The organism is Streptomyces sp. NPDC015127 (genome assembly GCF_043080095.1).
Taxonomy (GTDB): Bacteria; Actinomycetota; Actinomycetes; order Streptomycetales; family Streptomycetaceae; genus Streptomyces.
Window position 1 is genome coordinate 533,803 of record NZ_JBIBVE010000002.1, and the last position, 25,256, is coordinate 559,058.

Consider the following 25,256-nt stretch of genomic DNA (forward strand, 5'->3'; position numbering starts at 1 on the left):
GCGCATAGCGCTCCCTCATGCGCTATGCGGAACATTATGTTACCGAAGAGTCTGGACCGAGGGGGGCCCGTGATTCCCGTCTGCCGCCTTGAAGACCTCCCTGCGGGCGAATCCGTCCGTATCGACACCACGCCGCCCATCGCGGTGTTCAACGCCGATGGCGAGCTGTACGCCATCGACGACACGTGCAGCCACCAGGACGCGTCCCTTTCCGAGGGATGGCTCGAAGGCTGTCTGGTCGAATGCCCGCTCCACGCCGCCTCATTCGATCTCCGTACCGGGCAGCCCACCTGTCTGCCCGCACGCCGTCCCGTCCGCACCCACCAGGTGGTCGTCATGGACGGTTTCGTCCACGTTCGCCCGGCCGCCCAGGAGGACACCGCAGCATGAGAACCGTCACCGTCGTCGGCGCCTCGCTCGCCGGGCTGTACGCCGCCCGCCAGCTGCGCGCCCAAGGGTTCGACGGGCGGCTGGTGATCGTGGGCGAGGAACGCCACCGCCCGTACGACCGCCCGCCGCTGTCCAAGGACTTCCTCACCGGCACGGCGGACGAGGCACATCTTGCCCTCGCCGACGCCGAGGAGGAGACGGAGCTCGCCGCTGAGTGGCTGCTCGCCACGCGCGCCCGCGGGCTCGACGCACGTGGCCGCACGCTACTACTCGACAACGGGCGCACCCTCGCCACCGACGGTCTCGTGATCGCCACCGGCGCCTCCGCCCGCCCGCTGCCCGGCGCCGACGGCCTCGCCGGCGTCCACACCCTGCGCACCCTCGACGACGCGTACGCCCTGCGGGAGGCGCTGAGCGGCACGTCACGGCGCGTCGTCGTGATCGGCGGCGGGTTCATCGGCGCCGAGACCGCCTCCTCGTGTGCCTCGCTCGGGCACGAGGTGACCGTCGTGGAGGCCGCTCCGCTTCCGCTCGTGCCCCAGCTCGGGCCCGACATGGCCGCTGTGTGCGCCGCTCTGCACCGGCGCGGCGGCACGGAGCTGATCACGGGGACGGGAGTCGCCGGCCTGCACGGAGGGGACGCCGTCACCGCGGTCGAGCTGGCCGACGGGCGCGTGCTTCCGGCGGACGTGGTCGTCGTCGGCATCGGGGCCGTACCCAATACGCGCTGGCTCGCAGGGTCCGCGCTGCTGGTGAACGACGGTGTGCTGTGCGACGACGGCTGCGCGACGGCGCTGCCGCAGGTCGTGGCCGTGGGCGACGTCGCCCGGGTGGGCGCGGTGCGCGCCGAGCACTGGACCAGCGCGACCGAGCAGCCCGCCGTGGCCGTGCGCAACCTGCTGGCCGGACGCACCGTGGAGCACGTACGCCCCCTGCCCTACTTCTGGTCGGACCAGTACGGGGCGCGCATCCAGTTCGCGGGACGGCGGCGTGACCGGGACGTGGTGCGGGTCGCGGAGGGCTCCCCGGAGGAGGGCAGTTTCCTGGCTCTGTACGAGCGCGAGGGCCGCACGACGGCGGTTCTCGCGGTCGACCGGCCCCGCCCCTTCCTGCGCGCCCGCAAGGAGCTGGCCCGGGCGGCCGTGCCCGCGCCGGCGTAGGCCCCGGCACCACCCTCGCGTGACACAACTCGCGCGCCTGCGGATGGGCGTGGGGCAGACGGGGTAGAACGGTGCCGGGCGCTGAGGCACGGCGCCCGGAGCTGCTCGTGAAGCGGGCTGTTCCTCAGATGGACAGAAGGACGGGTATGGCCAGCGGCACGGTGAAGTGGTTCAACGCGGAAAAGGGCTTCGGCTTCATCTCACAGGACGGCGGAGGCCCCGATGTCTTCGCCCACTACTCGAACATCTCGGGTACCGGCTACCGCGAACTGCGTGAGGGCGAGATCGTCACCTTCGACGTCACGCAGGGACAGAAGGGCCCGCAGGCGGAGAACATCGTCCGCAGCTGAGCCGCTTCGACGGCATGAGCACCGGACCGCCACCTTCCCGGTGGCGGTCCGGCTCGCGTTCGGGCCGGTATCCACGGCCCCGAGGTGTCAGTCCACCCGGAGTACGAGCTTGCCGCGGGTGTGGCCGCTCTGGTTGGCACGCCAGGCCTCGACGGCCTCGGCGAGCGGGAGCACACGGTCGACGTGCACCGTGAGCTTCCCGTCGTCGGCCAGGGCCGCCAGCTCCGTCAGGCCCACGCTGTCCGGCCGGACCCATACGTAACGGGCGCCCTTCGCGGGCGCCTTCGGGTCGGCGACGGACGCCACCCGGTCGGGCCTGTCGACGAGTTCGAGCGAGACGTCGACCGCGTCGCCGCCCACGAAGTCCAGGGCCGCGTCGACCCCTTGCGGCGCCAGCGCCCTGACCCGGTCCGCCAGCCCCGGCCCGTACGTGACCGGCTCGGCACCCAGCTCGCGCAGGAAGGCGTGGTTGTGCTCGCTCGCCGTCCCGATGACCCGGGCGCCGAGCGCCACGGCGATCTGCGTGCCGAACGACCCCACGCCACCGGCGGCGGCATGGATGAGGACCGTCTCGCCCGCGCGGACACCGACGCGCTGGACGGCCTGATGTGCCGTCAGCCCGGCCAGTGGCGTACCCGCGGCCTGCTCCCAGCTCATGGAAGCGGGCTTGCGGGCGAGCATCCGCACGTGGGCGGCGACGAGCTCGGCGTAGGCGCCCAGCTCGGCGGTGTCCTTGCGGACGTACCCGTACACCTCGTCGCCGACCTGGAACTCGTCCGCGTCGAGACCGACGCGCTCGACGACTCCGGCCACGTCCCAGCCGGGGATCAGGGGGAAGCGCACCTCCATGATGGCGTCGAGCCCGCCCTGCGCGAGCTTCCAGTCGACCGGGTTCACACCCGCGGCCTTCACGCGCACGAGCACTTCGCCGGGGGCCACCTTGGGCTCGGGGCGGTCCGAGAGCTCCAGCTCGTCGGCCTTGCCGTACCGGCTCATCGTCACAGCTTTCATGACCGGAATATAGCCGGACCGCTCACATGCGCATCGGTGACAAAAAGGCGTGTTCGCAAGGATTTGACGGCTCGGCAGAACGGTCGTCGATCACGCTGCGAAGCTTGCGTCCACCCCACACCGCAGCGGCCGACCCCCGCGCACCATCTGCTCGTGGACATCGACGACGGCTACGCCGATCCCGAGGCGGCCTGTCATGTGGTGCGGAGCCTGGAGCGGAACATCAGCAGGCACCACCGGTAGCACCCTTGTCCCGCCCCCGAAGCTGTCCCATACTCACACCGGTGATTGACAGGGGCACATCATGCAGGGATCGACCCCCTGCCGGTGTCCCTCCTGGCTGCACCTCACGGGTCCGTCACCCATCGGGCCCCTGAACTCCTGAGGAGGAGATCGAGTGAGGAACAAGCGCACCAACTCCGGTACGTCCAGACGGGTCCGCCTGCTCGCCGTCGCCGCCGGCATCGTGGCCGTCACCTCGGCCGGCCTGCCGAACGCCGGTGCCGCGACCCCGGAGACCTACAGCGCCACCCAGCTGTCCCGGGTGAGCGACGCCGTGCTGAAAGCCGGCGTCGGCGGCACCGCCTGGCACGTCGACGAGGCATCCGGCCGGGTCGTCGTGACCGCGGACAGCACCGTGTCCCGGGCCGGGATCGAGAAGTTGAAGCAGGCGGCGGGCGCCCGGGCGGGAGCCCTCAGGATCGAGCGTGACACCGGTGTCTTCACCCCGCTCGGCTCCGCCGGTGACGCCATCTACGGCAGCGGCTACCGCTGCTCGCTCGGATTCAACGTCGTCAGCGGCAGCACCTACTACTTCCTCACCGCCGGGCACTGCGGGGACGTGTCCAGGAACTGGTACACCAACTCCGCGCAGACCACACTCATCGGCCCGACCGTCGGGTCGAGCTTCCCCGGCAACGACTACGCCCTGGTCCGCTACGACAACGCCTCGCTCAGCCACCCCGGCGGCTTCTCCGCGGCCGACGCGTACGTCGGCGAGTCCGTCAAGCGCACCGGATCCACCACCGGCACGCACAGCGGCACCGTCACCGCGCTCAATGTCACCGTCCACTACAGCGGCGGCGGCACGGTCAGGGGCATGATCCAGACCAACGTCTGCGCCGAGCCGGGTGACTCCGGCGGCCCGCTCTACGACGGCAGCAAGGCGCTCGGCATCACCTCGGGCGGCAGCGGCAACTGCCGCACCGGCGGCACCACCTTCTACCAGCCGGTCCCCGAGGCGCTCAGCAAGTACAACGTGAGCGTCTACTGAACGACCGGCGGCCGGACCGGGCTGCGGGCCCGGTCCGGCCGCCGTGCGCGAGGGGGGACTAGAACGTCAGGTTCCAGGCGTTGATCCGGCCCGTGTCCTGGGTGGCGGCGTCACGCACACGCAGCTTCCACGTGCCGTTCGCCACCTCGCTCGAGGCGTTGACACTGTACGTCTTGGCCACGTTGTCGGTGCCGTCGTTGTTCGCGAAGTCCTCCAGCAGGTACACCGTGCCGTCCGGCGCGACGAGCGAGACGACGAGGTCGCCGCGGTAGGTGTGCTGGATGTCCACACCGACCTCGAGCGTGGCGGGCGCGTTGCCCGTGACACCGGAGACCGTGATCGGGCTCTCGGCCGTGGCGTTGTCGGCGATCGCGACATCGGCCGTGTTCTCGAAGAACGTCCCGGTCGGCGGCGTGCTGCCGCCGACGGCCTTCAGCGCGTCGACCTGACCCTCACCGAAGAACCCGTTGTCCGCCGTCGTACCCGTGCACCGGCTGTCGGCCGGGCAGGCGGTGTCGGTGGCCTGCGAGTCCAGCCGGGCCCGGATGTCCGCGGGCGTGTACGCCGGGTTGACGCTCGCCAGCAGCGCGGCGACGCCCGCCACGTGCGGAGAGGCCATCGACGTGCCGTTCATGTTGCCGTACTTGCCGCCGGGCAGCGTCGAGTAGACCCCGTAGGCCCCGTCGCCGCCGGGTGCGGCGACGTCGATGACGCCATTGCCGAAGTTGGAGTACGACGCCTTGACGTTGCCCCTGCCCATGGCGGCGACGGTGACCACGCCGGGCAGTTCGGTCGGGATGTCGATGCAGTCGTTGGTGATCCTGCGGGTGACCGGCGTCGAATCGTTGGGGCTCTCGCTGTCGGTCGTCTTGTTCGCCAGGTCGTAGTTCGAGTTGCCCGCGGCGGCTACCTGGAGCGAGCCCTTGCTCTCGGCGTACTCCTGTGCGCGCCGCACACCCTCGATGATGGCGGCCTGATCCGCGTTGTCCGGGCAGTTGAACTGCCACGGATCGGTGTAGAAGCTGTTGTTGGTGACCTTGAACCCGTGGTCACCGGCCCAGACGAAGCCGCAGATCGTGTTCTCCGCGAAGAACAGGCCGCTGGGCTGCTCCGCGATGCGGACCGACGAGATCTTCACGCCCGGCGCGACGCCGATGACGCCCTTGCCGTTCTTGGCCGCCGCGATCGTGCCCGCGACATGCGTGCCGTGGGTGTCGATGTCCCGCCACGCGCCCGCGCGGGTGTCCGCCTTGCCGTAGGCGCAGGAGACCGAGTCGGCCGCGTTGAAGTTGGGCGCGATGTCCTGGTGCTGGTCGTCCACGCCGGTGTCGAGCACACCGACCTTGACCGACGCCGAGCCGGTGGTCACCGCCCACGCCTGATCGGCCTTGATCTGCGTCATGTCCCAGCGGTTGGACTCCGTCAGCGTCGTCGCCGACTGCGCCGGATTCGCCGGCAGCTTGGGATTGTACGCGTCGGCCGGCACGTCCGACGTGCGGGTCGCGCCCACCTGCTGGACGCCGCTCACGGCGCGCATCGCCGGAGCGAAGGAGGCGGATGCCGAGTGCGCCACGATCACGCCGATCGCGTCGTAGGACGCGAAGACCGTGCCGCCGTTGGCCGTCACCGCACTGCGCGCGGCCGTGGTGTCACCGGGCGCGGTGATCACCAGGTAGGCGCGGGTGCCCGCCGCCCAGGCGGCCGCCTGGGCGGGAATCGCCTCGGGGGCCGCCGGTGCGGCGTGGGCCGACTGGACGGGTCCCGTGAGCGCAACGGCCGTTCCGACGGCGGCAGCGGCGGCCATGGCCGAGAGTCTCAGCCGGGTGGATATGTGGGAAAACAATGCGTCCTCCGAAGGCCCGGAGGCGCTGGTGGCGCCTGCCCCGGGCCGAGTGTTGTGTGGGGTGGACGCAAGATCTCAGACTCTTGTCGTGGAAGGAAGACTTCCGTTCGACGAACCGCAGTGCGTTTACACGCTGTTGACCTGCCCCGGCCTCATGCCCGGCTGCGGTACCGCCCCGGCGCCATCCCGTACTCGCGCTCGAATGCCTTGGCGAATGCGAACTCCGAGCTGTAGCCGGTGCGCTGGGCAAGGTGCGCAGAGGCGAGCCGTCCGCCCCCCTGCAACGGTCGGTTCTGCTGCTCGATGTACTGCCGCAACACGCTGAGCGGTGCCCCGCAACCAACCGAGCTCGCGAAGTACGAGCCTGGCCGGAGCTTGACGCCTGCGGAGCGCACGTAAGACCCGGCGAAGGCCGGGCAGCGCGCACAAGCCCCACCGGCGTGGGGACGAACCAGGAACCCACCCGAAGCCGGTGGATGGCACACGCCCGCGCCTTCGGCGTGCCCCCGGCGGCCGCCCGACCAGCGCGGTGAAGCGGCGGGCGGACGCGGCACGGGACAACCGCGACGGCTCGCTCACGCCGGTGACCGCCGAGACGTACGACGGGCTGGAACGAGTCGTCGACGTTCACCGCTTCATGGAGTCGAACCGGCACACGGGCAAGGTCGTGAGTCGGGTCTGACGCGGGGCTCAGCCCGCGGTCTGGCCGCGATCGAAGTAGGCGGCCAGCTCCGGGGCCAGGGCCTCGACCCGGCGTGGCGTACCGCCGTCCCGGAGCGAGGCCGTGGCCTGAACACCGGCGGCGACGGCCATCCGGGCGGCGACCGGGGAGGTGTCGGTCCGGCCGCCCTCCCGCACGAAGCGGACGAACTCGTCGATGAGAAGCGGGTCGGCGCCGCCGTGTCCGGCGTCGACCGCGGCGGCGGGGATGTCATGGGTCTCGTCCGCCTCGGGACGGTGGCCGGAGCGGCGCGTGTTCCACACCTTGACGCAGCCGCCCGGACCGTCGCCGAAGTTCTCCAGCCGGCCCGCGTCCCCGATGACGGTGTAGTTGCGCCAGTAGTCCGGGGTGAAGTGGCACTGCTGGTAGGCGGCGAGCACACCGTTGTCCAGGCGCATGTTGAGCAGGGAGACGTCCTCGACGTCGATGACCGGGTTGAGGGCGCGCTGGGTGTGCGGCGGCCAGTGGCCGTCCTTCGTGTACCAGTCGTCGGCCTTCGGCTCGCCCGGGGCGCGGCGGTGGGGGTTGTCCCCGTAGACCATGAGGTCGCCGAGGGCCTGGACATCCCTCGCCCAGCCGCCCGCGAGCCAGTGCAGGACGTCGATGTCGTGCGCGGCCTTCTGGAGCAGCAGACCGGTGGTGAAACGGCGTTGGGCGTGCCAGTCCTTGAAGTACCAGTCGCCGCCGTAGCCCACGAAGTGGCGGATCCAGACGGTCTTCACGCGGCCGATCGCGCCCCGGCCGATCAGGTCGCGCATCAGCCGCACCACGGGCATGTGGCGCATGTTGTGACCGACGTAGAGGCGGGTGCCCGTCGCGTACGCGGTGCGCAGGATCTCGTCGCAGCGTTCCACGGTGATGTCGAGGGGCTTTTCGACGAAGACGGGCTTGCCCGCGCGCAGGGCCTCGCACGCCACGTCGGCGTGGGTGTGGTCGGGCGTGAGGACCAGCACGGCGTCGATGTCCCGGTCGGCGATCACCTTGCGGTGGTCGTCGGTGGTGGCGGCGTCGGGGAAGGCCGTTGCCGCCTCCGCACGGGCCCGCGCGTCCGGGTCCGCGACCACGGTGACACGGGAGCCGGCTCCCGGGCGGTGGGCGGTGCGGGCGAGGCTGCCGCGCAGGCCGTAGCCGAGAACACCGATGCGGAGGTCGGTCATGGTCTTCCTTCCCTGGAACTACGGGTGGACGAGGACGTGGGAGAGCGCCACCCGGCCGGTACCGGTGAGCCCGGTCCTGACGAACCGGGTCTCCGAGTCGACTTCTATCAGGGCCGGCCGCAGCGCCGTGCCCGGGATCTGCACCGTACCCGTGTCCGTGATCATGTCGAAACCGGCGGTCGTCATCGGGGAGTTGCGCGTGTGACCGCGTCCTCGGTCCACCCTCTTGCGCGGGGTGGCAAGTGCTTACATGATGCGGTGCACCTCCGGCCTTGGGGACCAACGGAGCAGCCAGTATCGGTGAGATTGATCATGGTCCGGCTGTAGCCGCGGGGAGAGCGTTGACGCGGTTCTCGTACTCGCGGCGTGCCTTGCGCTGCGCCGGGATCACCGGGGCGTCCTCGGTGCCCTCGAGGAGCCGGGCGAGGAGTTGGCGGTGGACGGCGGGCGCGGCGCTGACGCGCAGGGTGTAGCCCTGGCCGCGTCGTACGGTCACGCCGTGGTCGAGCGCGGCCTGCTCGGCAGGGTCCAGTTCCTCCGCGCGGAGGAAGTCGGCGACCTTGCCCGGCATGTCCAGAGTGACCGGCAGTTCCGGGCCCGGCGGCGAGGGTCTGCACCATGAACTTCACGGTGGAGAGCAGTTCGCCGGTGCGCGGGTGGCGGGCGGTGAGGTCCTTGGCAGAGAAGGCGCCGTCGTGGATGCGCAGGGCGAGGCGGTCGCTGTGGAGGACGTCGAGGATGTGCTGGGTGCCGCGCACGAGGCGGAACATCTCGGAGATGTGCACGACATCGCCGGCCGCGCGTACGCCAGTAGGTCACCGAACTTCGGGCGCTGAAGTGGGTGGAGGCGACTGGAGGTGCCGGCCTCCTCCTCGAAGACGACCGGATCCTCGATCCGGGCCTCGGCGAGGACGAGGTTCTGCCGGGCGGTCGACACCCGCTTGTAGACCAGGTTCGCCATCGCCGGCCCCTTTCGCGCGGAGGAACGGACCCTACTGTCACCAAACCCTGTCATCAATCACCAACGGATCTGATGGGATCGACGCCGCCCCGGTGTCCCGGAATGTCGGGGTTCAATGGATGCGCGCCCGGCCTGTCGGCAAACGAACGTTTGCCGACACGTTTCCCCGGAGCGTCGACTACGACGGAAGGGGGTCATGGGCGGGGCCTGCGGGCGTGGAGGACGAAGGCCGGGGGTGTGTTGCGCCATATGGTGCGGCTGGGGACGACTTCCTCGAAGTGGTCGGCCAGCAGCTCGCGGAACCGACGGGCGGGGGTGAGGGGAACGGCGTGGAGGTAGGTGAACGCGGTGAAGGCACCCGCCGGGGCGAGCACCGCGGCTGTCGCCCCCATGAGACGGTGTTGGACGGCGGAGGGAAGGAGTGCCCAGGGCAGGCCGCTGACCACCACGTCGGCGCTTTCGATGCCGCGCTCGTCCAGCAACTGGCGCAGGTGCACGGCGTCGCGCTGGATCACCTCCGCCCCCGGGTGGCGATGGCGGAGGCGCTGGGCGAGGAGTGGGTCGATCTCGATCGCCAGGTGGCGGCCGCGGCCGCCGAGCCGGCGCTGGATCTCGGCGGTGAACGGTCCGGTGCCGGCACCCAGTTCCACCACGACGGGCTCGCCACGTTCGGGCACCGGGGCGCAGACCGCCTGGGCCAGGTGTCGCGAGCTGGGGGCGATGGCCCCCATGCGGGCCGGTGCGCGCATCCACTGCCGCAGGAACAGGGTGTAGTCGTTCGGCTCCTGCGAGGGCCTGCAGAGACGGCAGTGCTGGGCTGCGCGGGGCGTGGTGCTGGTGATCATGCCGATGTCCTTGTCGGGGAGTGCGGGTGGTCGATCGTGTCGGCGTGAACGGGCAATGAGCCGCGTGGTCCAACCGGGCAGGCCGTTCAAGGACGGTGCAGCGTCTCGATGATCTTTGCGGTGACGGCCTGGGGCCGCCGGTCGCCGCTTGGGCCGGTCCGCCAACGGCCTGTTCCTGCCGATCAGCGGGAACAGGCCGTGCCATGCCACGGGCTTGGCGTTCAGACCTGCTCGGTGGGGCGTACGAGGAGTTCGGCGACGGCCACGTGCCGGGGGCGGGTGACGATGTAGCCGACGGTGTCGGCGATGTCCTGGCTCTGCAGCCGGTCGATGTCGCCCAGGGCGGCGACGATGTGCTGCTGGATTACGTCGGGGTTGTGGGTGCGCAGTTCGGTGTCGACGCTGCCCGGCTCCACGACGGACACGCGGACGTGCTGGCGGGCCAGTTCCTGGCGCAGTGCCTCGCTGAAGGCGCCGACGCCGAACTTGGTGGCGCTGTACACGGCGGACATGGCGTAGGCGTTGCGGCCGGCGAGTGAGCCGATATTGACGATGTCGGCGACCTGACGCGGCTCCTGGGCGGCGGCCTTGACCAGGTGGGGGACCGCCGCGTGGGTGGTGTACATCAGGCCCATGAGGTTGATGTCGATCATGCGCTGCCAGTCGTTCAGGTCCGCGCCGGGGGCGGGCCCGAGCAGCATGAGGCCGGCGTTGTTGACCAGGATGTCCAGGCGGCCCAGGTTTTCGACCGTCCGCTCGACGGCCTCCGCGGCGGCCGTGGCGGTGGTGATGTCGGCGGGTACGACGAGGGCCTTCCCGCCGGCGTGGGAGATTTCCGCGGCGAGGTCGGTGAGGCGGTCCTCGCGTCGGCCGACCAGGGCCACGGAGGCGCCCTGGCGGGCGAGCTCCAGGGCGGTGGCGTGGCCAATGCCGCTGGAGGCTCCGGTGACCAGGGCAACGGTTCCTTCAAGACGCTGAGTCATGGTTCTAGCCTTTCGTTGGACGGCCGCGTTGTTGCGGGCCGTGCGGGACAGCGGTGGACGGCCCTGTGGGGTGGGGGCCGTACGGGGGTGGAGACTGCTCAAGGCCGGGCCGAGGGCACAATGTGGGGGTGAGCATCACTGGGCAGACCACCAACGCGACTCGCCGAGCGACCGAGGCCGAGCTGCCGCCGCGCGAGCGCCTGGTCCGGGCCGCGTCGCGGCTCTTCTACTACGAGGGCGTACGCGCGATCGGGGTGGAGCGGCTGATCGCCGAGGCCGGGGTGACCAAAGCGACCTTCTACCGGCACTTCGCCGCCAAGGACGACCTGGTCGTGGCCTATCTGCAGACCAAGGACGCCTACTACCGGGCGGTGGCCGAACCGCTGGCGGCCGGGCACCCGGCCGCGGAGGCGATCGACCTGATCTTCGAGGCCATCGCCGAGCACGCCCGCGAGCGCGGGTTCCGCGGGTCGCCGTTCATGAACGCCGCTGCCGAGTACCCGGACGCCACACATCCGGTGCGCCGCCTGGTGACGTCCCACCGGGACTGGCTTCGCACCCTCTTCCGGGGCCTGCTCACCGAGCTCGGACACACCGACCCGGAGTCGGCGGCCGGCGCCCTGCTGATGCTGTACGACGGGGCGATGGTCGCCGGCCACCTGGACGACTCGACTACTGCCCGTAAGATCCTGCTGGACGCGGTCCGGCTGATCCGATCGCGCGGCTGATTCCCCGCAGGGTGCGGGAAACCGCGATCCTCTGCGGGGCCGCCCCGGCCCCGCCGGTACGACGAGACTGTCGGACATATCCTGCTCCACTTTCACGCAACCGCCCTCCCGGACAGCGGGGACCTCTGTGTTGCCAGGCAGAAAGACCAGTCGCTCCGAGCGGTCGTCGTACGCGTCGTCGGCGTCGCGTCCAGGCCGCCTTGGCTGACACGGCTGGGCGAGTGGCGCCGCAACGGGCTTCACCACGCATTGGGAGAAAGACCGGTCGTTCTACCTCTTGGACGATAGCCTCCCAGGTGCCTTCGCGCCAGTTTCGCCCTCAGCGGCCCAGGTCTCCCTCGCCATCGCCCCGGCTGCGCGAAAGCCCTCCTCCCTTCTTCGGGAGCCCGAGGGAGGGCTGTGACCTGCGAAGACGCTCCGCACGGGCACGCTGAAGCGGACCCCGTCGGCGGAGGCGCACCGCCTACGTGCGGGACTCCGTCTGCAGATACGCCTCGGCCAGCGACACACCCGACGAACGCGCCACAATGCCCCTCCTCGCACTGCGGCCAGACTCTGGCCGGCACCCCGCCTCTTCCAGCGATGTGGCAGGCCGGCGGAGACGCGCCAGGCCGAAGAAGGGCCGTTGGCTACTCCGCGCCGTCCTCATCGTCGTCGAGCCCGGCCGCGTCCCGGGTCGGAGCCTGGCCTGGATCATGCACGCCCGCCGTCACGCCCGGGACTACGAACGGCTCATCCAGCACTCGGAATCTTTGATCACCTGGGCCGCGATCACGTTGATGACCAGACGCATCACCCGCCGGTCCTGCCGCAGGAGCACACAGCCCGCCTCGTATGAGGCCAACCGGGACTGATCGTTCTCAAGTTCACGGTCGGCAACGCCACCAGGACCGGCCCGTGCTCCCGGCCGGGAGCCTACTTTCCCACCAACTTCCCTGAAGCCGCTGACTGTTCATTCTCTGAGTCGCCGCACGGCTCTACAGGTGAGAAGTGAGACGAGACTGCTCGGGGAGGTAATTTCTGACTCCAGTGACGCGGTGGTGGAAGTGCCCGGGTGCTAGTCCGCCTGCAGGACGAACACAGGAAGCGCGGCTTGGCCGCGATGGCTTCGGGGAACAGCTCACGGGCGGCTGGATCAGGCTCCGGCTCGCTGATGACCGTGATCCGGAGACCGGCCCCGGTGAAAAACCTCGATCACCGCGTGCAGCGGCGTGCGCCAGATGCTGATCCGCGCGGTCTGGCCGCCCATGGTCCACTCGTCGGTCCAGTGGGTGGTGTCGAAGTAGTCGTACTCGGCCTCACGGCCAGCCCGACGGCGCATGATGAGCTGCCCCTGAGGGCCCATCTGCTCTCTGTCTGGGGCGAGTGATTGTCAAGAAGCAAAGGTTTTTGCTGTCCCCCTTTGACGCCCCGCGAGTGGTTCCGGATGTCTCACCGGCTACGCGTCGGTGACGTCCTGGGGCGTCGCCGGGTGGAGGGAGTCGATGTCCTCCATGAAACTCAACATCCGGGCGTTGACGAGGTCGGGGTGGTCGATCTGCGGCCCGTGTCCGGTCGCGGCGACGATCTCGGCGCGGGCGCCGGGAATCACCCGAGGAACGCGGTCGAGCTGACGCTTCGGGTGCACCAGCAGGCTGCGCTTACCCATGATCAGGTAGAACGGCGTCCGGATGGAGCTCAGTTCGGCGTCGGACAGCGGCAGTGGAGCGGGACGGCGTATCCGGAAGGCCTTCACGCCGGCCTGGATCCAGGCGCGCAGATCCGGATCGGATATGACCGGCTGCTCCAGCCACTTGGCCAGAGCCGGGCGCAGTCGCTTAGGAGCGAAAGTGGCGAAGAGGCCGGCGAAGATCCAGACGAAGAAGCGGAGCCCCACCTTCTCCAGCCCGCCCGGGTCGAGGGCGGTGACTGAGGCGAGCCGTTCGGGCCGGCGGTGGGCCTGGTTGATGACGAGCCAGCCGCCGTAGGAGGAGCCGACGAGGTGGACTTTGTCGAGGCCGAGGGCGTCGAGGGCCTCGTCCATCCACTGGGCGGCCCGCTCGGGTTGCCACATCGGTTCGCGGTGGATGCTGCGGCCCGGGTCGCCGGGGGTGTCAAGGGCGTAGACGGGGCGGTCGGCGCTGAGCGCGGCCGTATTGGGGTACCACATCGCGGAGCAGCCGCCCGAGCCGTGGATCAGGACGACCGGCGTGCGGGACTCGGCCGCCGGGTCCGCGGGGCCGTACCGGTAGACGTGAGTCGTCCCGAAGCTCGTCTCCACGTCGGTCTCGGAGCGGATCGGTGCGCCCTTCGCGTAGAGCACGTCGCAGGCGGCGAAGTAGCGGTCGCGCAGCTGGTCGTTGACGTAGCGGCCTATGTCGCGGCGCGTTCGGCGCGTGTTCTCGGGCATGGGCACCTCCGTGAGTTCCGCTCTTTGTGATACGACCGTATCATATTGGTGATACGGCGGTACCATGAAAAAGTGTCGCCGAGCCGGACCGGACGGCGAACAGACAACCCATCCACCCCCACCACGGCCGGAGACACCACGGATGCCCAAGCGCGTGGACCACGATGAACGCCGCACCCAGATCGCTGAAGCACTCATCCAGGTCGCAGGGCGGCAGGGCCTGCACGCGGTCGGCATGCGCGACGTCGCCGCCGAGGCGGGCGTCTCACTGCGCCTGGTGCAGTACTACTTCCAGACCAAGGAGAAGCTGCTCTTCCATGGCCTCCAACACCTGACCGACCGCTTCACCGCACGCGTCGGCGCCCGCCTCGCCGCCGCAGGCCGAGACCCGGGCCCCCGCGCGACCATCGAGGCACTGCTGCTGGCCTCGCTGCCGACCGATGAGGAGAGCCGCACCTTCCACCTTCTCTACAGCTCCTACGCGATCCTGTCCGTGACCGACGAGGCCCTCGCCGCCCAGCCGTTCATCGACAACCCTGACGCCGCCGAGAACGCCATTGTCCAACTGATCCAACAGGCACAGGAGACGGGCCGAGCCGACTCTGGAGCCAACGCTCGCACGGAGGCGATCAGCCTGCTTGCCATGACAGCGACCATGGGTACCAGCATCCTCGTCGGACAGCGCACGCCGGAGTCTGCCACCGCGGCACTCCAGTACCACCTCGACAGGATCTTCAATCGCAGCCAGACCGCGCCTACGACCCGGTGACTTCCGCTCTTGGTCTCACCGGGGTCGGCCTGAGCTGCCGTGGAGCGGAGACATCAGCTCACGGTTGGTGTCCCGCGGCGATCTTCAGCCTGTCGCAGGTCAGTCGTCGAAGGCGGCCAGGACGCGGCGGCGTCCACGGACTGAATCGTCGGCGTATGCCTTCGCGAGCCGGTCGGCAGGCAGCGGCCAGCCAACGCTTCCCGTCCTAGCCGGATACCGCTCGCAATACAACGGATGACGGCCTACCTCGTGGCTCAGCTCGGAACATCGAACGGCCTTTGGCGAGGGACCACACACTCGGAGTGCGCTCAGCCAGGCAGTTTCGCCGCGTAGATCCAATCGAAGCCGTCGTATCCGGGGCCGTCGAGATGTTCGGCCCGCATCAGGCCGGCACGTACCGCCACGCGCTGCGAGGCAGCGTTAGCCGGCCGGACTCGGGCGATCAGCGGGAGGTCGGTAACGTGGCGCGATACCCAGTCGGTCACTGCGATCGCCGCCTCGCTGGCGAAGCCCTGACCCCATGCCGAGGTGGCAAAACGGTAGAAGAGGTTGAGAACGTTCATGCCATTCAGGTCCATGGGCTTGATCCCGCAGAACCCCAATTGCCGGGCAGAGTTGTGGCGTCGGACAACCCAGTACCCGTATCCGCAGCTCTGCCATTGGTTGTTCCAGCGCTGATAGAGCACCTCGGCCTCTTCGGGCCGGGCGAGGGCGTCGGAGGGATTGTGCAGGCAGGTTGCGGGGTCACTGTGGATCGCGAAGATCGCATCGATGTCGGCTTCCGTCGGACGCCGCAGTGATAGTCGGGCGGTCGACAGCTCTTCGCCTGCCAGGCTCCATTCGCTCATACGAAGATCGTAGAGCCGCGAAGACGGCGGCGATGTGGAGTCCGGCGAGGTAAATAGTGGCGGACTCACTCCCGGCCTCAGCCGTTCACCACAGCCCCCACGCACCCGCCCTCCGCGCCGCCTTGGCGACCGTGGTGTGCAGCCGCTCCTCCGCAATACGGCGGACCTCGGCGACCTGCCGGGCCAGCACCGAGACCCCCGGCAGCAGCACCCGGTTCCGGCGCAGCCAGCCCACTGCGTGGTCGAACAGAGCCTTCGGCCCCTCCGAGTGCGCCGTCCACGCCCGCCCGTGCAGGAACGCCCGGAACTTCCGGCCCCACTCATGATCCTCGAACTGGTGGTAGCCGTACGCGTCCCGGATCTCCCACGCACGGTCGTACACGGTCTGCCGCCGCTCCGTGTACCGATCAGATCCCGGTCCACGTCGTCCAGGAAGAAGAACCGCTCCAGCTCGGGCCGCGTCGACTCCTCGGCGAACTTCCCGTACGCCTCAGCCTGCTCATCAGTTAAGAACTCCACCGGCATGCGGCGGACGCAACCATCCAGCCCCGGGTGACCGTGGATCTTTCGCAGGACGCCCGCTCGGCGCTGATCACCTGTGCTACTGGATCACGACAGCCGGACCATGATCAATATCACTGATACTGGCTGTTCCGTTGGTCCCCAAGGCCGATCCCCGTGTCCTCGGTGGTCCGGGCGGACGACACGGTGACGGTGGTTCCGGGGCGCAGCCCCTGCTCACTGTCGCCGTCGGCGGCTCCCGCGGCCACACCCACCACGCCGAACTGGCCTGACAGCCCGGACACCGGGAGCCCGCGCACCGAGTGCACCGGCCCCACGGGGAGGCGGCGCGGTGACGACGCCTACGTCGTGACCGCGCCGCGCAGCCCGGGCAGGACCGGATCCACCCGGCGCCCCGCCACCAGCCTGCCGGACGCCACGAATCCCTCCGGCCTGTCCGCCAGTTCGGCCACGAGCCGCTCCCGCCACACCGCGAGACGGGCGGCCGCCCCCGGGTCCGCCGCCAGGTCGTGCGTCTCCCGTGGGTCCGCCGCCAGGTCGAAGAGCTGCTCGTGCCCGTCCCGCGACATCCACACGTACTTCTCACGCCCGTCCGTGAGCCACTGGAGGGACTGGCCGAGGAGCACGTGCTCCCCGTGCAGCCACGGGCGCAGCGGCCCCGCCTCGTCCCGGGCCGCGGGCAGCGCACTGCGCCCGTCGATGCCCTCGGGCGCACCGACGCCTGCCGCGTCCAGCAGTGTCGGCATCACATCGCGCAGTTCCACGACCTCCTCGCACACCACACCGCGGGGCACGCCCGGCCCGGCCAGCAGGAACGGGACTCGGGCGGAGCCCTCGTAGGGGAAGCCCTTGCGCCACAGGCCGTGGTCGCCGAGCATCTCGCCGTGGTCCGACACGAAGGCCACCACGGTGTCGTCCAGCAGCCCGAACTCCTGCAGCGACTGCAGGAACCGGTTCACCTGCTGGTCGATGTGCGCCATGTGCCCGTAGTAGCCGGCCCGCGCCCGGTGCCAGGTGACCGGGTCCGCCCGGCCCACCAGGGTGTCGTGCACCCCGTCACCGCGCCAGGCATCGTAGACGTCCGCCCAGTCCCCGGTCGGCGGTCCGCCCTCCGGAGCCGCGAGGTACTGGTCGAAGGCCCAGGCGGGCGGGTCGTACGGCGGATGCGGGCGGTGGTAGGACAGGAACAGGAAGAACGGGGCGGTGGGGTCCCGCCGGTAGAGGAAGTCGACCGCGCGCATCGTGGCCCAGTTCGTCGGATGCAGCCGCTCCGCCTTGTCCCAGGGCCGTGCCACATGGGAGTTGCAGTTCAGCCCGTGGTCGGCGTAGTCCTCGGCGGCGCCCACGCCCTCCTGCGCGCCCAGCCAGCCGATGTAGTCGTCGTAGGCGCGCGGGTCGCGGTCGCGCCGCCGGCTGACGTGCAGGTAGCCGTCGTGGAGTTCGACGTCGTCGAAGCCGAGCCTCGCCCGCTCCGGCCAGACGTGCATCTTGCCCACGCACTTCGTCTGGAACCCCGCCTCCCGGAAGACCCCCGCCATCGTCGTCCGGTACGGCGTCCACGGCACCGCGTCCTCGTACCCGACGCGGCCGTGGCGGGCCTGCGAGAGCCCGGTGTGCAGCGCCGCCCGCGCCGGCACGCAGGTCGGGGTCGCTGAATACGCCCGGCGGAAACGGACACCACGGCTCGCGATCTCGTCGAGATGGGGCGTACGGACCACAGGGTGCCCGTCGGCGGACAGGCAGTCGCCGCGCCACTGATCGACACAGATGAGCACGACGTTGCGGGTGGGACTGTGGGGCATACGGTCACTTCCCTCGGCCGCTCTCGCGGGGGATCGGGCATCGGGCCGGTTCCAGGCCCATTGATCCCGTTCGCGGCCGACCGCTGTCAAGGCGCTCCCGCACAAGTCCACCGGCTCGCACACTCCGTCCAAGCGGCCGCGTCACGTCCCGTCCCGGCGCCTGCATATCGCGCGGCGCGAGGGCTACCCGTACCCCGAAGCACAGCTGGAGGGAGACGGTGACGGTGATCTCTGAAGCGGTTACTGTTCCTGCCGACGGTTCGGCGATCGCCGGTGACCTGGTGATTCCTCCGCAGGCCCGGGGCATGGTGCTCTTCGCGCACGGCAGCGGAAGCTCGCGGCACAGCCCGCGCAACAGGGCCGTGGCCGCGGCGCTGCAGAACGCCGGACTGGGGACCTTGCTGATGGACCTGCTCACCGAGGAGGAGGAGCGGGTGGACGCGGTGACGGCCGAGCACCGCTTCGACATCGGCCTGCTGGCAGGCCGTCTGGTGGCGGCGGTCGACTGGCTGGGCGAGAACCCGGCCGCCGCCGGACTGCCCGTGGGCCTGTTCGGCGCGAGTACCGGCGCGGCGGCCGCGCTCGTCGCGGCGGCGGAGCGACCCGGCCGTGTGCAGTCGGTGGTATCCCGCGGCGGCCGCCCCGACCTGGCGGACGAGGCCCTGGGCCGGGTGCAGGCGCCGGTCCTGCTGATCGTCGGCGGCGACGACAGGGAGGTGCTGCGCATGAACCGGGACGCGGCCGAGCAGCTGCGTACGCCGCACCGGCTGCATGTGGTGCCGGGCGCCACGCACCTCTTCGAGGAGCCAGGCGCGCTGGAGGAGGTGGCCGAGGTGTCGTGCGCCTGGTTCCTCAGGCCGGGCGGCTACGGATCGGAGGACGCCTGGCAGTGAGGCCGGGCGCGCCGGTGGTGACACCAGGCGCGCCCTGCCCTGCCGCTCACGCCGGGCTCAGTCCATCCACTGCGACTCGTAGCGCGCGTACGTCCCGTCGTGTGTCGCCAGGTGCACGAACTGGTCCACGTACTCCAGGAACTCCTCGTCCCCGCGCGGCGTCGCGAATGCCTTCTCGGAGAAGGTGAACGGCTCCTCGGGGTGGACCGAGCACAGCTCGGGACGGATCTTCGCCTGGTAGCGGGTCTCGCTCGCGTCCGTCATCATCACGTCCGCCCGGCCCTCGACGATCTCGTCGAAGATCGTCGTGTTGTCCGGATGCACCGTGAGGGTGGCCTGCTTGATGTGGGTCCGGGCGAACTGCTCGTTCGTACCGCCGGGGTTGACGACGACTCTTGTCCCGGGGCGGTCGATCTCCTCGAGCGTCCGGAACCTGTCCTTGTCCTCGCAGCGCACGATCGGCGTCTTGCCGTCCGTGCGCGTCGGCTCGCTGAAGTGCACCTGCCGGGCCCGCGAGAGGGTGATCGAGACGCCGCCGACGGCGATGTCGCACCGCCCGGCGGACAGGTCGCCGACGAGCCGCGCCCAGGTGCTGTCCACGAACCGCGGCGAGGCGTCCAGGCTCCTGGCGAGATCCCGCGTCATGTCGATGTCGATCCCGGAGTACGAGCCGTCCTTCGGGTCCTTGTACGTGAACGGCCGGTAGTCGCCCGTCGTGCACACCCGTAGGACGCCCCGTTCGGGCACGGAGTCGAGGAGGCTCCGGTGGTGCTTCGGCGGCTTCGCGGCGCTCGGCGTCGCGGGCGCGGAGGGTGCGGCGGCCGTCACGGCCAGCAGACAGACCAGGGCGGACAGGGTGACTGCACGCTTCATTGCGGCTCCTCGGCGTGATGGGCACACGGTCGGAGTGATCACACTGGCAGATGAGGTGTGCGGGGTGAAGGCCGCGTCAGGAAGCCCGAGTGGCGTGCGCCGGGTGCCGCCCGGGAGCGGGAGAGGCTGTCAGGGGGCGGTACGGCGCTGCTCGTCGCTGTCGCGCCGGAGCCGGTCGGCCTGGCGCGTGATGCTGTCGATCCGGGCCGCGAGGTCGGGGTGACCGTGACCCAGGTGCGGGCGGGTGTCGGCCAGCGGTCCGACCAGGTTGGCCGCGTCGTTGTCCGCGAGGGCGCGGGCGAGCAGGGCGACCGGAGTGCGCGCCTGGCGCGGGAGGTCGGTGAGGGCGGTGATCTGGCCCGCGAGCTGACGCAGATCCGCCGCGTTGTCCCGGGCCCAGGCGGTGACGGTGCGGTTGGCGGCGCGGCGGTCGCGGGTGGCCTTCACCCGCTGCTCGCCGGTGGTGCCGTCGGCGCCGGGGCGCAGGCGCAGATAGCGCCGCTCGGCCGCCTGCCGGCTCGTGACGCCGAGCGGCTGGGCGAGGTCGGCCCAGCTGGCGCCCGCGTCACGAGCCGCTTCGATGAGGGTCGGCTCCCAGCCGGCGAGCCGGCTGCGCACCTCGCGCAGGAGCAGAAGCGCGGCGAGGGCCTGCTCCGGGCTCGTCGCGGCGGGGTCCCCGCCGTCGGGGGAGTCGTGGGCGGCGCGGACGGCCCGGTCGATGACGCCGAGCGCGGAGGCGGCGGCAAGGAAGGAAGCGGGGGCGGGCCTGCTGGGCCGGTCGGCTTCGGTCACGGTGCTCTCCTCCGGGGTGTCACCCTTCCGATGACTTCTTTCTTGTCATCCTTTGGATGACATGCTACAACAGGAGGTAGGTGAAGCGCATTGGCACCCTGCCTGTCTCGACTTGGAGGTGTTTCACGATGTTGATGCGCACCGACCCCTTCCGTGAGCTGGACCGCCTGACCCAGCAGCTGCTGGGCACGTCCGGCACCTGGTCGAGGCCGTCGGCCATGCCGATGGACGCCTATCGGGAGGGCGACGAGTACGTCATCGCCTTCGACCTGCCCGGTGTCTCGTCCGACGCGATCGACATCGACGTCGAACGGCACATGCTGACGGTCAAGGCGGAGCGGCGACCGGTCCAGAAGGCCGAAGACGTGCAGATGGAGCTGTCGGAGCGGCCCCTGGGCGTGTTCTCCCGCCAGGTCATGCTCGCGGACACCCTCGACACCGAGAACATCAGTGCCGACTACGACGCCGGTGTGCTGACGCTGCGCATCCCGATCGCCGAGCGGGCCAAGCCCCGCAAGATCGCGATCGGCAGCTCGGGCACGTCGCGCAAGGAGATCAGCGACTGAGGCCACCCTCGCCGGCAGAGCGGCGGAGGACGGGGCATGTGATCTCCCCCTCCTCCCGGCCCCGCCCTCCGCTCCGCTCGGCGCCGCGCCGGGAAGGGGACAGCGGTGGTGCACATGCGATGGGAAGCGTTCCTGGACGAGGTCCAGGACCGCGGTGAGTACCCCACGAAGACCGAGGCGGAACGGGCGGCCCGGGTCGTTCTCGCCCTGCTGGGCGCGCACCTGGTGGGCGAGGAGAGGAACGAACTGGCCGCCCGCCTGCCGGAGACGTACGCCCTGATCCTGCTCAATCCGCTGCGTGCCGCCGAACCGCTCGGCCCCGACCGGTTCCTGCGCGCCGTGGCGGCGTGGATCGACGGGGCCACCGAGGAGACCGCGACCTGGGACACCAGCGCCGTCCTCAGTGTGGTGGCCGACGCGGCCGGTGACGAGCTCATGCGGCGGGTGCTGCTCCAGCTCCCGCCGGGCTACGACCTGCTCTTCGGCCGGCCGCAGCCCGCCTGAGCCTTCGGGGTCCCCGGTTGAGCCGGGTGCAGTGATCGATCGGCCGGAGACTGTTCAACGCGAACACGCACGGCCACGGGAAAGGACGGGACGACCCATCACCACGACGAAGGACCCTGCCATGACGGACAGTGCTCCCTTGCGCACAGTCGTCACCCCGGCCGGCACCAGGACCACAGTCTCCGTGACCGGCGAGATCGACATCGCCACGGCGCCCGAGCTGCGGAAGGCTCTGGACACGGCCCTGTCGGACGGCGCGACGTGCGTCGAGGTCGACTTCAGCGAGGTGGAGTTCTGCGACTGCTCCGGGCTGAGCGTTCTCGTCCTGGCCCGGCGACGCGCCCGGCAGCAGGGCAGCACCCTGCGGGTCGTGGAGGTGAGGTCACCCCTGGTCCAGCGGCTCTTCCGGACCACGGGAACGATCACGACACTCACCGGAACGGACGTCGGCAGCTGATTCCGCGCGCGGAGCGGCTCGGGCGACCCGCGCGCGATCGGCGCGAGGGCCGAGGGCGTCGGCTGCGGACCGCGGCCGACGCCCTCGGCCCTCGCGCCGGCCGGGTGTGGCGACGCGTCTACCGGGCGGTTACGGAAACGGCCGGAGCGCGACCGCTCGGCGGCGGGGTCTCGTTGCTCGGGGGTGTCTGCGGTGCCATGAGGACGGCGGTGAGGATCATGCCGAGCAGGGCCACGACGGCGACGACGAGCGCTACCACCCACCGCCAGTCACGCCGGTGAGGCTCCTCGCGTCTCTCGCTTCTGACCTCGGCGAACTGCCCGTTCAGCGCGTCCATGCGCGAGGCGAGCTCGGGATCGTCCCGGGCCAGGAAGCGTTCGATCTCCGCGAGGGCGCGGCGGTCGTCCATCGGAGGATTCATTCCGACCACCTGGTTCTTGTGAACGGGTAGCGGGAAGACCGGCAGGGGGTCGTTCGGCTCGAGGTCCGAGCCGGGACCGCGAATGGTGCTCCACCTCCCGAGACTACCCGCGCCGCGGCCTGCCTGCCCCGCGGCCGGATCCTGGTCCGGGCCCGTTTCTGCCGAGGCAGGCGCGGGGAGAGGCGCCTATGCTCCCGCCCATGCGGCAGAGCGAGGTACTCAGACATGTGATCGGCATCCTGACCCAAGCCTCCGAATGGCAGCGCCTGCTGGAGGAGGACGTGGAACGGGTCGACATCAACGACGAGGCCGATGCCGTCACCGCCCTCCTGAACGAGACGCTGCCCAGTGTCCAGGTGCCCGCCGATGCGTCCGTCGAGGAGATCGCCGCCATCGTGGGCCGGGAGCTCGGGGAGGCGGTCCAGCAGCTCGCCGGGGCGTTCACCGTCGCGTTCGTGACCCTGGCCGAGGTGCACGACTCGGGTCGGCAGGAGATCAGCTCCGCGGATGTCCTGCGCGAGCTCGCGCTGCGCGCCGAGGGGTTCGACGACACGGACGAAGAGTGAGCGGGCGGCGCTCCGATGAGCGGCCGCCCCGCCCTTTCTGCCGCCGGTCCCGGGCCGGACACCCCAGCCAGGGCGCGCGGCCGCCCCCACTCCCGGCCGGGCGGACGCGCGCGTCGGGGCGGGGCGGACGGGTATCGGGGCAAGCGGCGGCGACGACCTCGGCCGGGCATCACGGGCGAGGGGCATCAGGTGCGTTTTTAGGGGCAATGGGATTACACCGGACACGCCGCGAGGGGCGGCGCGGCCCGGTGCGGCTCCGGGCGGCGGGCCGAGTGCCGGCCTGCCAGAAGGGCAGTGATCGTGCGCAGTGTCGGAGTGGAGGAGGAACTCCTGCTCGTGGACGCCGCCTCCGGCGAACCGCGAGCGCTGTCCCAGGCCGTACTGGCGGACTGCGACCGCTCGGCGGCCGGCGAGAAGGACGCCTTCGAGGCCGAGCTCCAGCGCCAGCAGCTCGAGTTCGCCACCAAGCCGCAGACCGACATGGGCGAGCTCGCGCAGGAGATCACCCGGTGGCGCGCCGAGGCCATGCGCCGCGCGGAGAAGCTGGGCGCCGGCGTCGCCGCCCTGGCGACCTCCCCGCTCCCGGTCGATCCCGTGATCGTGGCGGGCGAGCGGTACCTGTGGATGCAGGAGCAGTACGGACTGACCGCGCAGGAACAGCTCACCTGCGGCTGCCATGTGCATGTGTCGGTGGACTCCGACGAGGAGGGCGTCGCCGTCCTGGACCGGATCCGGCCGTGGCTGTCCGTCCTGATCGCGCTGAGCGCCAATTCGCCGTTCTGGCAGGGGCGGGACAGCCAGTACAGCAGCTACCGCAGCCGGGTGTGGGGCCGGTGGCCGTCGGCCGGGCCCGTGGAGATCTTCGGGTCGGCGGACCGGTACCACGAGCAGGTGCGGTCGATGGTCGGCACGGGGGTGCTGCGCGACCTCGGAATGATCTACTTCGACGCGCGGCTCTCGCGCAACTACCCCACGGTCGAGGTCCGTGTCGCGGACGTGTGCCTCGATCCCGCCTCGACGGTGCTGGTGGCCGCACTGGTGCGCGGCCTGGTGGAGACCGCGGCCCGCCAGTGGCAGGCCGGTGTGCCGCCCAGCCCCGTCGGTGTGGGCCTGCTGCGGCTCGCCTCGTGGCGAGCGGGCCGCTCGGGCCTGGAGGGGGAGCTCGTCCACCCGGTCACCATGCGCCCCGCGCCCGCCGAAACGGTGGTCCGCGCGCTGTTCGACCATGTACGCGACGCCCTGGAGGACAACGGGGACCTGCTGCACGCGCAGGACACCCTGGCCGCCCTGCTCAGGAACGGCACGGGGGCGCAGGCCCAGCGGGAGATGCTGGCCCGTACCGGGAGCCTGCGGAAGATGGTCACCGAATGCGTACGCCTGACCTGTGCGTGACGCGCCGGCCCGTCACCGCGGGGCGAGTGCGGTCACATTACGGCGCGGGCCGCGGGGGCGCCGCCGTCCTGCACCGGGACGAACGGCTGCATGAAGTCGGGGCCGCCGCGCACGAGGCCGTAACTCGACTCGGGTACCTGGTTCCAGGCGCCGGGCAGGCCGCTGAGCGGTTCGGAGACCACGAGTCGCGTCTCGTCGGAGAGCCCCTCCAGGAACTTCAGATCGGGGTGCAGGGCCCGCAGCGTCTCGACCTCGGCGCTGTAGTACAGGGAACGTGAGCGGCGCTCGCTGGAGTAGCGGAAGGCCCAAAGGTTCTCTCCGTCGGTCACGGCCACCGTCATCTGGAGCGGGAAGTCCACGCCGTGCCGGCGCCCGAGGCTCTCCACCTCCCCCGCCATCCGCGCGACGGCGCCCGGCGGGTCCTGGTCAAGGCCGAAGGTGAGCGCAAGGAAGAACATGACCTCGGAGTCGGTCGACCCTTCGATGTCGGCGAACAGCGAGGGGTCGATCAGGAGGCACAGGTCCCGTCGCAGCCGGTGGAAGTCGACGATCGCGCCGTTGTGCATCCACAGCCAGCGCCCATGACGGAACGGGTGGCAGTTCGTCTGCTGGATCGCCGAACCCGTCGAAGCCCGGATGTGCGCGAAGAACAGGTGGGAGCGGACGTGCGCCGATATCTCGCGCAGATTGCGGTTGTTCCACGCGGGGCCGGTGTCCCGGACCACGGCCGGAGTGTCGATGCCCGGGGTGTACCAGCCGATGCCGAAGCCGTCGCCGTTGGTCGTCTCGACGCCCATCTTGGAGTGCAGGCTCTGATCGATCAGCGAGTGGGCGGGGCGGTACAGAAGGGAGTCGAGGAGCACCGGGGTTCCCGAGTAGGCAAGCCATCGGCACATCTGGGCCCTTCCCCTCTCCGTCCCCGGGAACGCGGGGGGCCGCGTCGCCTCGGGCGTCCTGGCGCGGCCGGAGCCCGTGCGCAGGCAGTTCCATCATCACGCGTCGCACTTGGTGATCGCCATGCGGAATGGCGGCGTCCCGCA

General features: G+C 70.6%; 28 protein-coding genes and 4 pseudogenes. 16 read left to right on the forward strand and 16 right to left on the reverse strand.

The features are described 5' to 3' along the window. The first annotated feature begins 69 nt into the window (after window positions 1-69). From ACF08N_RS05660 to ACF08N_RS05670, 3 genes are all read left to right on the forward strand, one after another. A complete protein-coding gene (locus ACF08N_RS05660; RefSeq protein ID WP_392323307.1) occupies window positions 70-390 on the forward strand; it encodes a bifunctional 3-phenylpropionate/cinnamic acid dioxygenase ferredoxin subunit in 321 nt (106 codons plus the stop codon). Beyond that, complete coding sequence (locus ACF08N_RS05665) at window positions 387-1,550, forward strand: NAD(P)/FAD-dependent oxidoreductase (protein ID WP_392323308.1); 1,164 nt, start codon at window positions 387-389, stop codon at window positions 1,548-1,550. The genes ACF08N_RS05660 and ACF08N_RS05665 overlap by 4 nt, the downstream gene beginning before the upstream one ends. Before the next feature lie 146 nt (window positions 1,551-1,696). Further along, the gene (locus ACF08N_RS05670; protein WP_392323309.1) at window positions 1,697-1,900 is read left to right on the forward strand and encodes a cold-shock protein; all 204 of its coding nucleotides are present in this window, start codon (window positions 1,697-1,699) and stop codon (window positions 1,898-1,900) included. An 87-nt stretch (window positions 1,901-1,987) separates the two neighbouring features. Here the strand turns inward: ACF08N_RS05670 and ACF08N_RS05675 are convergent, their stop codons facing one another. After that, on the reverse strand, window positions 1,988-2,911 hold the full coding sequence (locus ACF08N_RS05675) for an NADP-dependent oxidoreductase (RefSeq protein ID WP_392323310.1): 924 nt from the start codon (window positions 2,909-2,911) through the stop codon (window positions 1,988-1,990). A 135-nt stretch (window positions 2,912-3,046) separates the two neighbouring features. Between ACF08N_RS05675 and ACF08N_RS05680 the strand changes: the two are divergent. Both ACF08N_RS05680 and ACF08N_RS05685 read left to right on the forward strand, forming a co-directional pair. Next, a pseudogene (locus ACF08N_RS05680) lies at window positions 3,047-3,130 on the forward strand (carboxyvinyl-carboxyphosphonate phosphorylmutase); the annotation flags it as partial. Window positions 3,131-3,308: 178 nt separating this feature from the next. Then, window positions 3,309-4,184: a S1 family peptidase gene (locus ACF08N_RS05685; RefSeq protein WP_392323311.1), complete on the forward strand. Its 876-nt coding sequence runs from the start codon at window positions 3,309-3,311 to the stop codon at window positions 4,182-4,184. Window positions 4,185-4,242: 58 nt separating this feature from the next. Here the strand turns inward: ACF08N_RS05685 and ACF08N_RS05690 are convergent, their stop codons facing one another. Then, entirely contained in the window at window positions 4,243-5,988 is a 1,746-nt protein-coding gene (locus ACF08N_RS05690; protein ID WP_392323312.1) for a S8 family serine peptidase, read from the reverse strand. 511 nt (window positions 5,989-6,499) lie between these two features. On the opposite strand from ACF08N_RS05690, the gene ACF08N_RS05695 reads away from it, so the two are divergent. After that, on the forward strand, window positions 6,500-6,709 hold the full coding sequence (locus tag ACF08N_RS05695; protein WP_392323313.1) for a zinc-binding dehydrogenase: 210 nt from the start codon (window positions 6,500-6,502) through the stop codon (window positions 6,707-6,709). Between the two features lie 8 nt (window positions 6,710-6,717). On the opposite strand, the gene ACF08N_RS05700 is transcribed toward ACF08N_RS05695, so the two are convergent. The 3 genes from ACF08N_RS05700 to ACF08N_RS05710 all read right to left on the reverse strand — a co-directional run bounded on the left by ACF08N_RS05700 (window position 6,718) and on the right by ACF08N_RS05710 (window position 8,476). After that, window positions 6,718-7,905, reverse strand: coding sequence for a Gfo/Idh/MocA family protein (locus tag ACF08N_RS05700; RefSeq protein ID WP_392323314.1), 1,188 nt, complete (start codon window positions 7,903-7,905; stop codon window positions 6,718-6,720). A gap of 18 nt (window positions 7,906-7,923) precedes the next feature. Then, a complete protein-coding gene (locus ACF08N_RS05705) occupies window positions 7,924-8,091 on the reverse strand; it encodes a hypothetical protein (RefSeq protein WP_392323315.1) in 168 nt (55 codons plus the stop codon). A 124-nt stretch (window positions 8,092-8,215) separates the two neighbouring features. Beyond that, complete coding sequence (locus ACF08N_RS05710; protein ID WP_392323316.1) at window positions 8,216-8,476, reverse strand: hypothetical protein; 261 nt, start codon at window positions 8,474-8,476, stop codon at window positions 8,216-8,218. Between ACF08N_RS05710 and ACF08N_RS05715 the strand changes: the two genes are divergently transcribed. Then, the gene (locus ACF08N_RS05715; RefSeq protein WP_392323317.1) at window positions 8,475-8,741 is read left to right on the forward strand and encodes a hypothetical protein; all 267 of its coding nucleotides are present in this window, start codon (window positions 8,475-8,477) and stop codon (window positions 8,739-8,741) included. The two genes, ACF08N_RS05710 and ACF08N_RS05715, sit on opposite strands and share 2 nt — an antisense overlap. Before the next feature lie 319 nt (window positions 8,742-9,060). Here the strand turns inward: ACF08N_RS05715 and ACF08N_RS05720 are convergent, their stop codons facing one another. Together ACF08N_RS05720 and ACF08N_RS05725 are read right to left on the reverse strand one after the other, a co-directional pair. Continuing rightward, a complete protein-coding gene (locus ACF08N_RS05720; protein ID WP_392323318.1) occupies window positions 9,061-9,711 on the reverse strand; it encodes a class I SAM-dependent methyltransferase in 651 nt (216 codons plus the stop codon). A gap of 221 nt (window positions 9,712-9,932) precedes the next feature. Beyond that, a complete protein-coding gene (locus tag ACF08N_RS05725) occupies window positions 9,933-10,694 on the reverse strand; it encodes an SDR family NAD(P)-dependent oxidoreductase (RefSeq protein ID WP_392323319.1) in 762 nt (253 codons plus the stop codon). Between the two features lie 128 nt (window positions 10,695-10,822). On the opposite strand from ACF08N_RS05725, the gene ACF08N_RS05730 reads away from it, so the two are divergent. Together ACF08N_RS05730 and ACF08N_RS05735 are read left to right on the forward strand one after the other, a co-directional pair. Further along, window positions 10,823-11,422, forward strand: coding sequence for a TetR/AcrR family transcriptional regulator (locus tag ACF08N_RS05730; RefSeq protein ID WP_392323320.1), 600 nt, complete (start codon window positions 10,823-10,825; stop codon window positions 11,420-11,422). 605 nt (window positions 11,423-12,027) lie between these two features. Beyond that, window positions 12,028-12,222, forward strand: a pseudogene (locus ACF08N_RS05735) (IS5/IS1182 family transposase); the annotation flags it as partial. A 277-nt stretch (window positions 12,223-12,499) separates the two neighbouring features. Here the strand turns inward: ACF08N_RS05735 and ACF08N_RS05740 are convergent. Both ACF08N_RS05740 and ACF08N_RS05745 read right to left on the reverse strand, forming a co-directional pair. Next, window positions 12,500-12,791 (reverse strand): annotated as a pseudogene (locus ACF08N_RS05740) (SAM-dependent methyltransferase); the annotation flags it as partial. Window positions 12,792-12,860: 69 nt separating this feature from the next. Next, entirely contained in the window at window positions 12,861-13,811 is a 951-nt protein-coding gene (locus ACF08N_RS05745; protein WP_392323321.1) for an alpha/beta fold hydrolase, read from the reverse strand. 142 nt (window positions 13,812-13,953) lie between these two features. Between ACF08N_RS05745 and ACF08N_RS05750 the strand changes: the two genes are divergently transcribed. Then, a complete protein-coding gene (locus ACF08N_RS05750; RefSeq protein WP_392323322.1) occupies window positions 13,954-14,580 on the forward strand; it encodes a TetR/AcrR family transcriptional regulator in 627 nt (208 codons plus the stop codon). Window positions 14,581-14,888: 308 nt separating this feature from the next. Here the strand turns inward: ACF08N_RS05750 and ACF08N_RS05755 are convergent, their stop codons facing one another. From ACF08N_RS05755 to ACF08N_RS05765, 3 genes and pseudogenes are all read right to left on the reverse strand, one after another. Then, complete coding sequence (locus ACF08N_RS05755) at window positions 14,889-15,428, reverse strand: GNAT family N-acetyltransferase (RefSeq protein WP_392323323.1); 540 nt, start codon at window positions 15,426-15,428, stop codon at window positions 14,889-14,891. Between the two features lie 106 nt (window positions 15,429-15,534). Then, window positions 15,535-15,953, reverse strand: a pseudogene (locus ACF08N_RS05760) (DUF4158 domain-containing protein); the annotation flags it as partial. A 338-nt stretch (window positions 15,954-16,291) separates the two neighbouring features. Continuing rightward, window positions 16,292-17,752, reverse strand: coding sequence for an arylsulfatase (locus ACF08N_RS05765; RefSeq protein WP_392323324.1), 1,461 nt, complete (start codon window positions 17,750-17,752; stop codon window positions 16,292-16,294). A gap of 224 nt (window positions 17,753-17,976) precedes the next feature. Between ACF08N_RS05765 and ACF08N_RS05770 the strand changes: the two genes are divergently transcribed. Next, window positions 17,977-18,645, forward strand: a complete 669-nt coding sequence (locus ACF08N_RS05770) for a dienelactone hydrolase family protein (protein WP_392323325.1) — start codon at window positions 17,977-17,979, stop codon at window positions 18,643-18,645. Window positions 18,646-18,702: 57 nt separating this feature from the next. Here ACF08N_RS05770 and ACF08N_RS05775 read toward each other — a convergent pair whose 3' ends face one another. Together ACF08N_RS05775 and ACF08N_RS05780 are read right to left on the reverse strand one after the other, a co-directional pair. Further along, window positions 18,703-19,518 carry a transporter substrate-binding domain-containing protein gene (locus ACF08N_RS05775; protein ID WP_392323326.1) on the reverse strand — a complete coding sequence of 272 codons (816 nt, stop codon included), beginning with the start codon at window positions 19,516-19,518 and terminating at the stop codon, window positions 18,703-18,705. Between the two features lie 129 nt (window positions 19,519-19,647). Further along, entirely contained in the window at window positions 19,648-20,310 is a 663-nt protein-coding gene (locus tag ACF08N_RS05780; protein WP_392323327.1) for a type III effector protein, read from the reverse strand. A gap of 128 nt (window positions 20,311-20,438) precedes the next feature. Here ACF08N_RS05780 and ACF08N_RS05785 point away from each other — a divergent pair, with 128 nt between their 5' ends. From ACF08N_RS05785 to ACF08N_RS05795, 3 genes are all read left to right on the forward strand, one after another. Then, window positions 20,439-20,876, forward strand: coding sequence for an Hsp20/alpha crystallin family protein (locus ACF08N_RS05785; protein WP_392323328.1), 438 nt, complete (start codon window positions 20,439-20,441; stop codon window positions 20,874-20,876). Window positions 20,877-20,990: 114 nt separating this feature from the next. Continuing rightward, window positions 20,991-21,380, forward strand: a complete 390-nt coding sequence (locus ACF08N_RS05790) for a DUF2267 domain-containing protein (RefSeq protein ID WP_392323329.1) — start codon at window positions 20,991-20,993, stop codon at window positions 21,378-21,380. Window positions 21,381-21,501: 121 nt separating this feature from the next. Continuing rightward, window positions 21,502-21,837, forward strand: a complete 336-nt coding sequence (locus tag ACF08N_RS05795) for an STAS domain-containing protein (RefSeq protein WP_392323330.1) — start codon at window positions 21,502-21,504, stop codon at window positions 21,835-21,837. A 118-nt stretch (window positions 21,838-21,955) separates the two neighbouring features. Here ACF08N_RS05795 and ACF08N_RS05800 read toward each other — a convergent pair whose 3' ends face one another. Next, a complete protein-coding gene (locus ACF08N_RS05800; protein ID WP_392323331.1) occupies window positions 21,956-22,258 on the reverse strand; it encodes a DUF3040 domain-containing protein in 303 nt (100 codons plus the stop codon). Between the two features lie 188 nt (window positions 22,259-22,446). On the opposite strand from ACF08N_RS05800, the gene ACF08N_RS05805 reads away from it, so the two are divergent. Both ACF08N_RS05805 and ACF08N_RS05810 read left to right on the forward strand, forming a co-directional pair. Then, a complete protein-coding gene (locus ACF08N_RS05805; protein WP_392323332.1) occupies window positions 22,447-22,824 on the forward strand; it encodes a hypothetical protein in 378 nt (125 codons plus the stop codon). Between the two features lie 300 nt (window positions 22,825-23,124). After that, entirely contained in the window at window positions 23,125-24,216 is a 1,092-nt protein-coding gene (locus ACF08N_RS05810) for a glutamate--cysteine ligase (RefSeq protein WP_392323333.1), read from the forward strand. Between the two features lie 32 nt (window positions 24,217-24,248). On the opposite strand, the gene ACF08N_RS05815 is transcribed toward ACF08N_RS05810, so the two are convergent. Continuing rightward, complete coding sequence (locus ACF08N_RS05815) at window positions 24,249-25,112, reverse strand: class II glutamine amidotransferase (RefSeq protein WP_392323334.1); 864 nt, start codon at window positions 25,110-25,112, stop codon at window positions 24,249-24,251. Window positions 25,113-25,256: the final 144 nt, after the last annotated feature.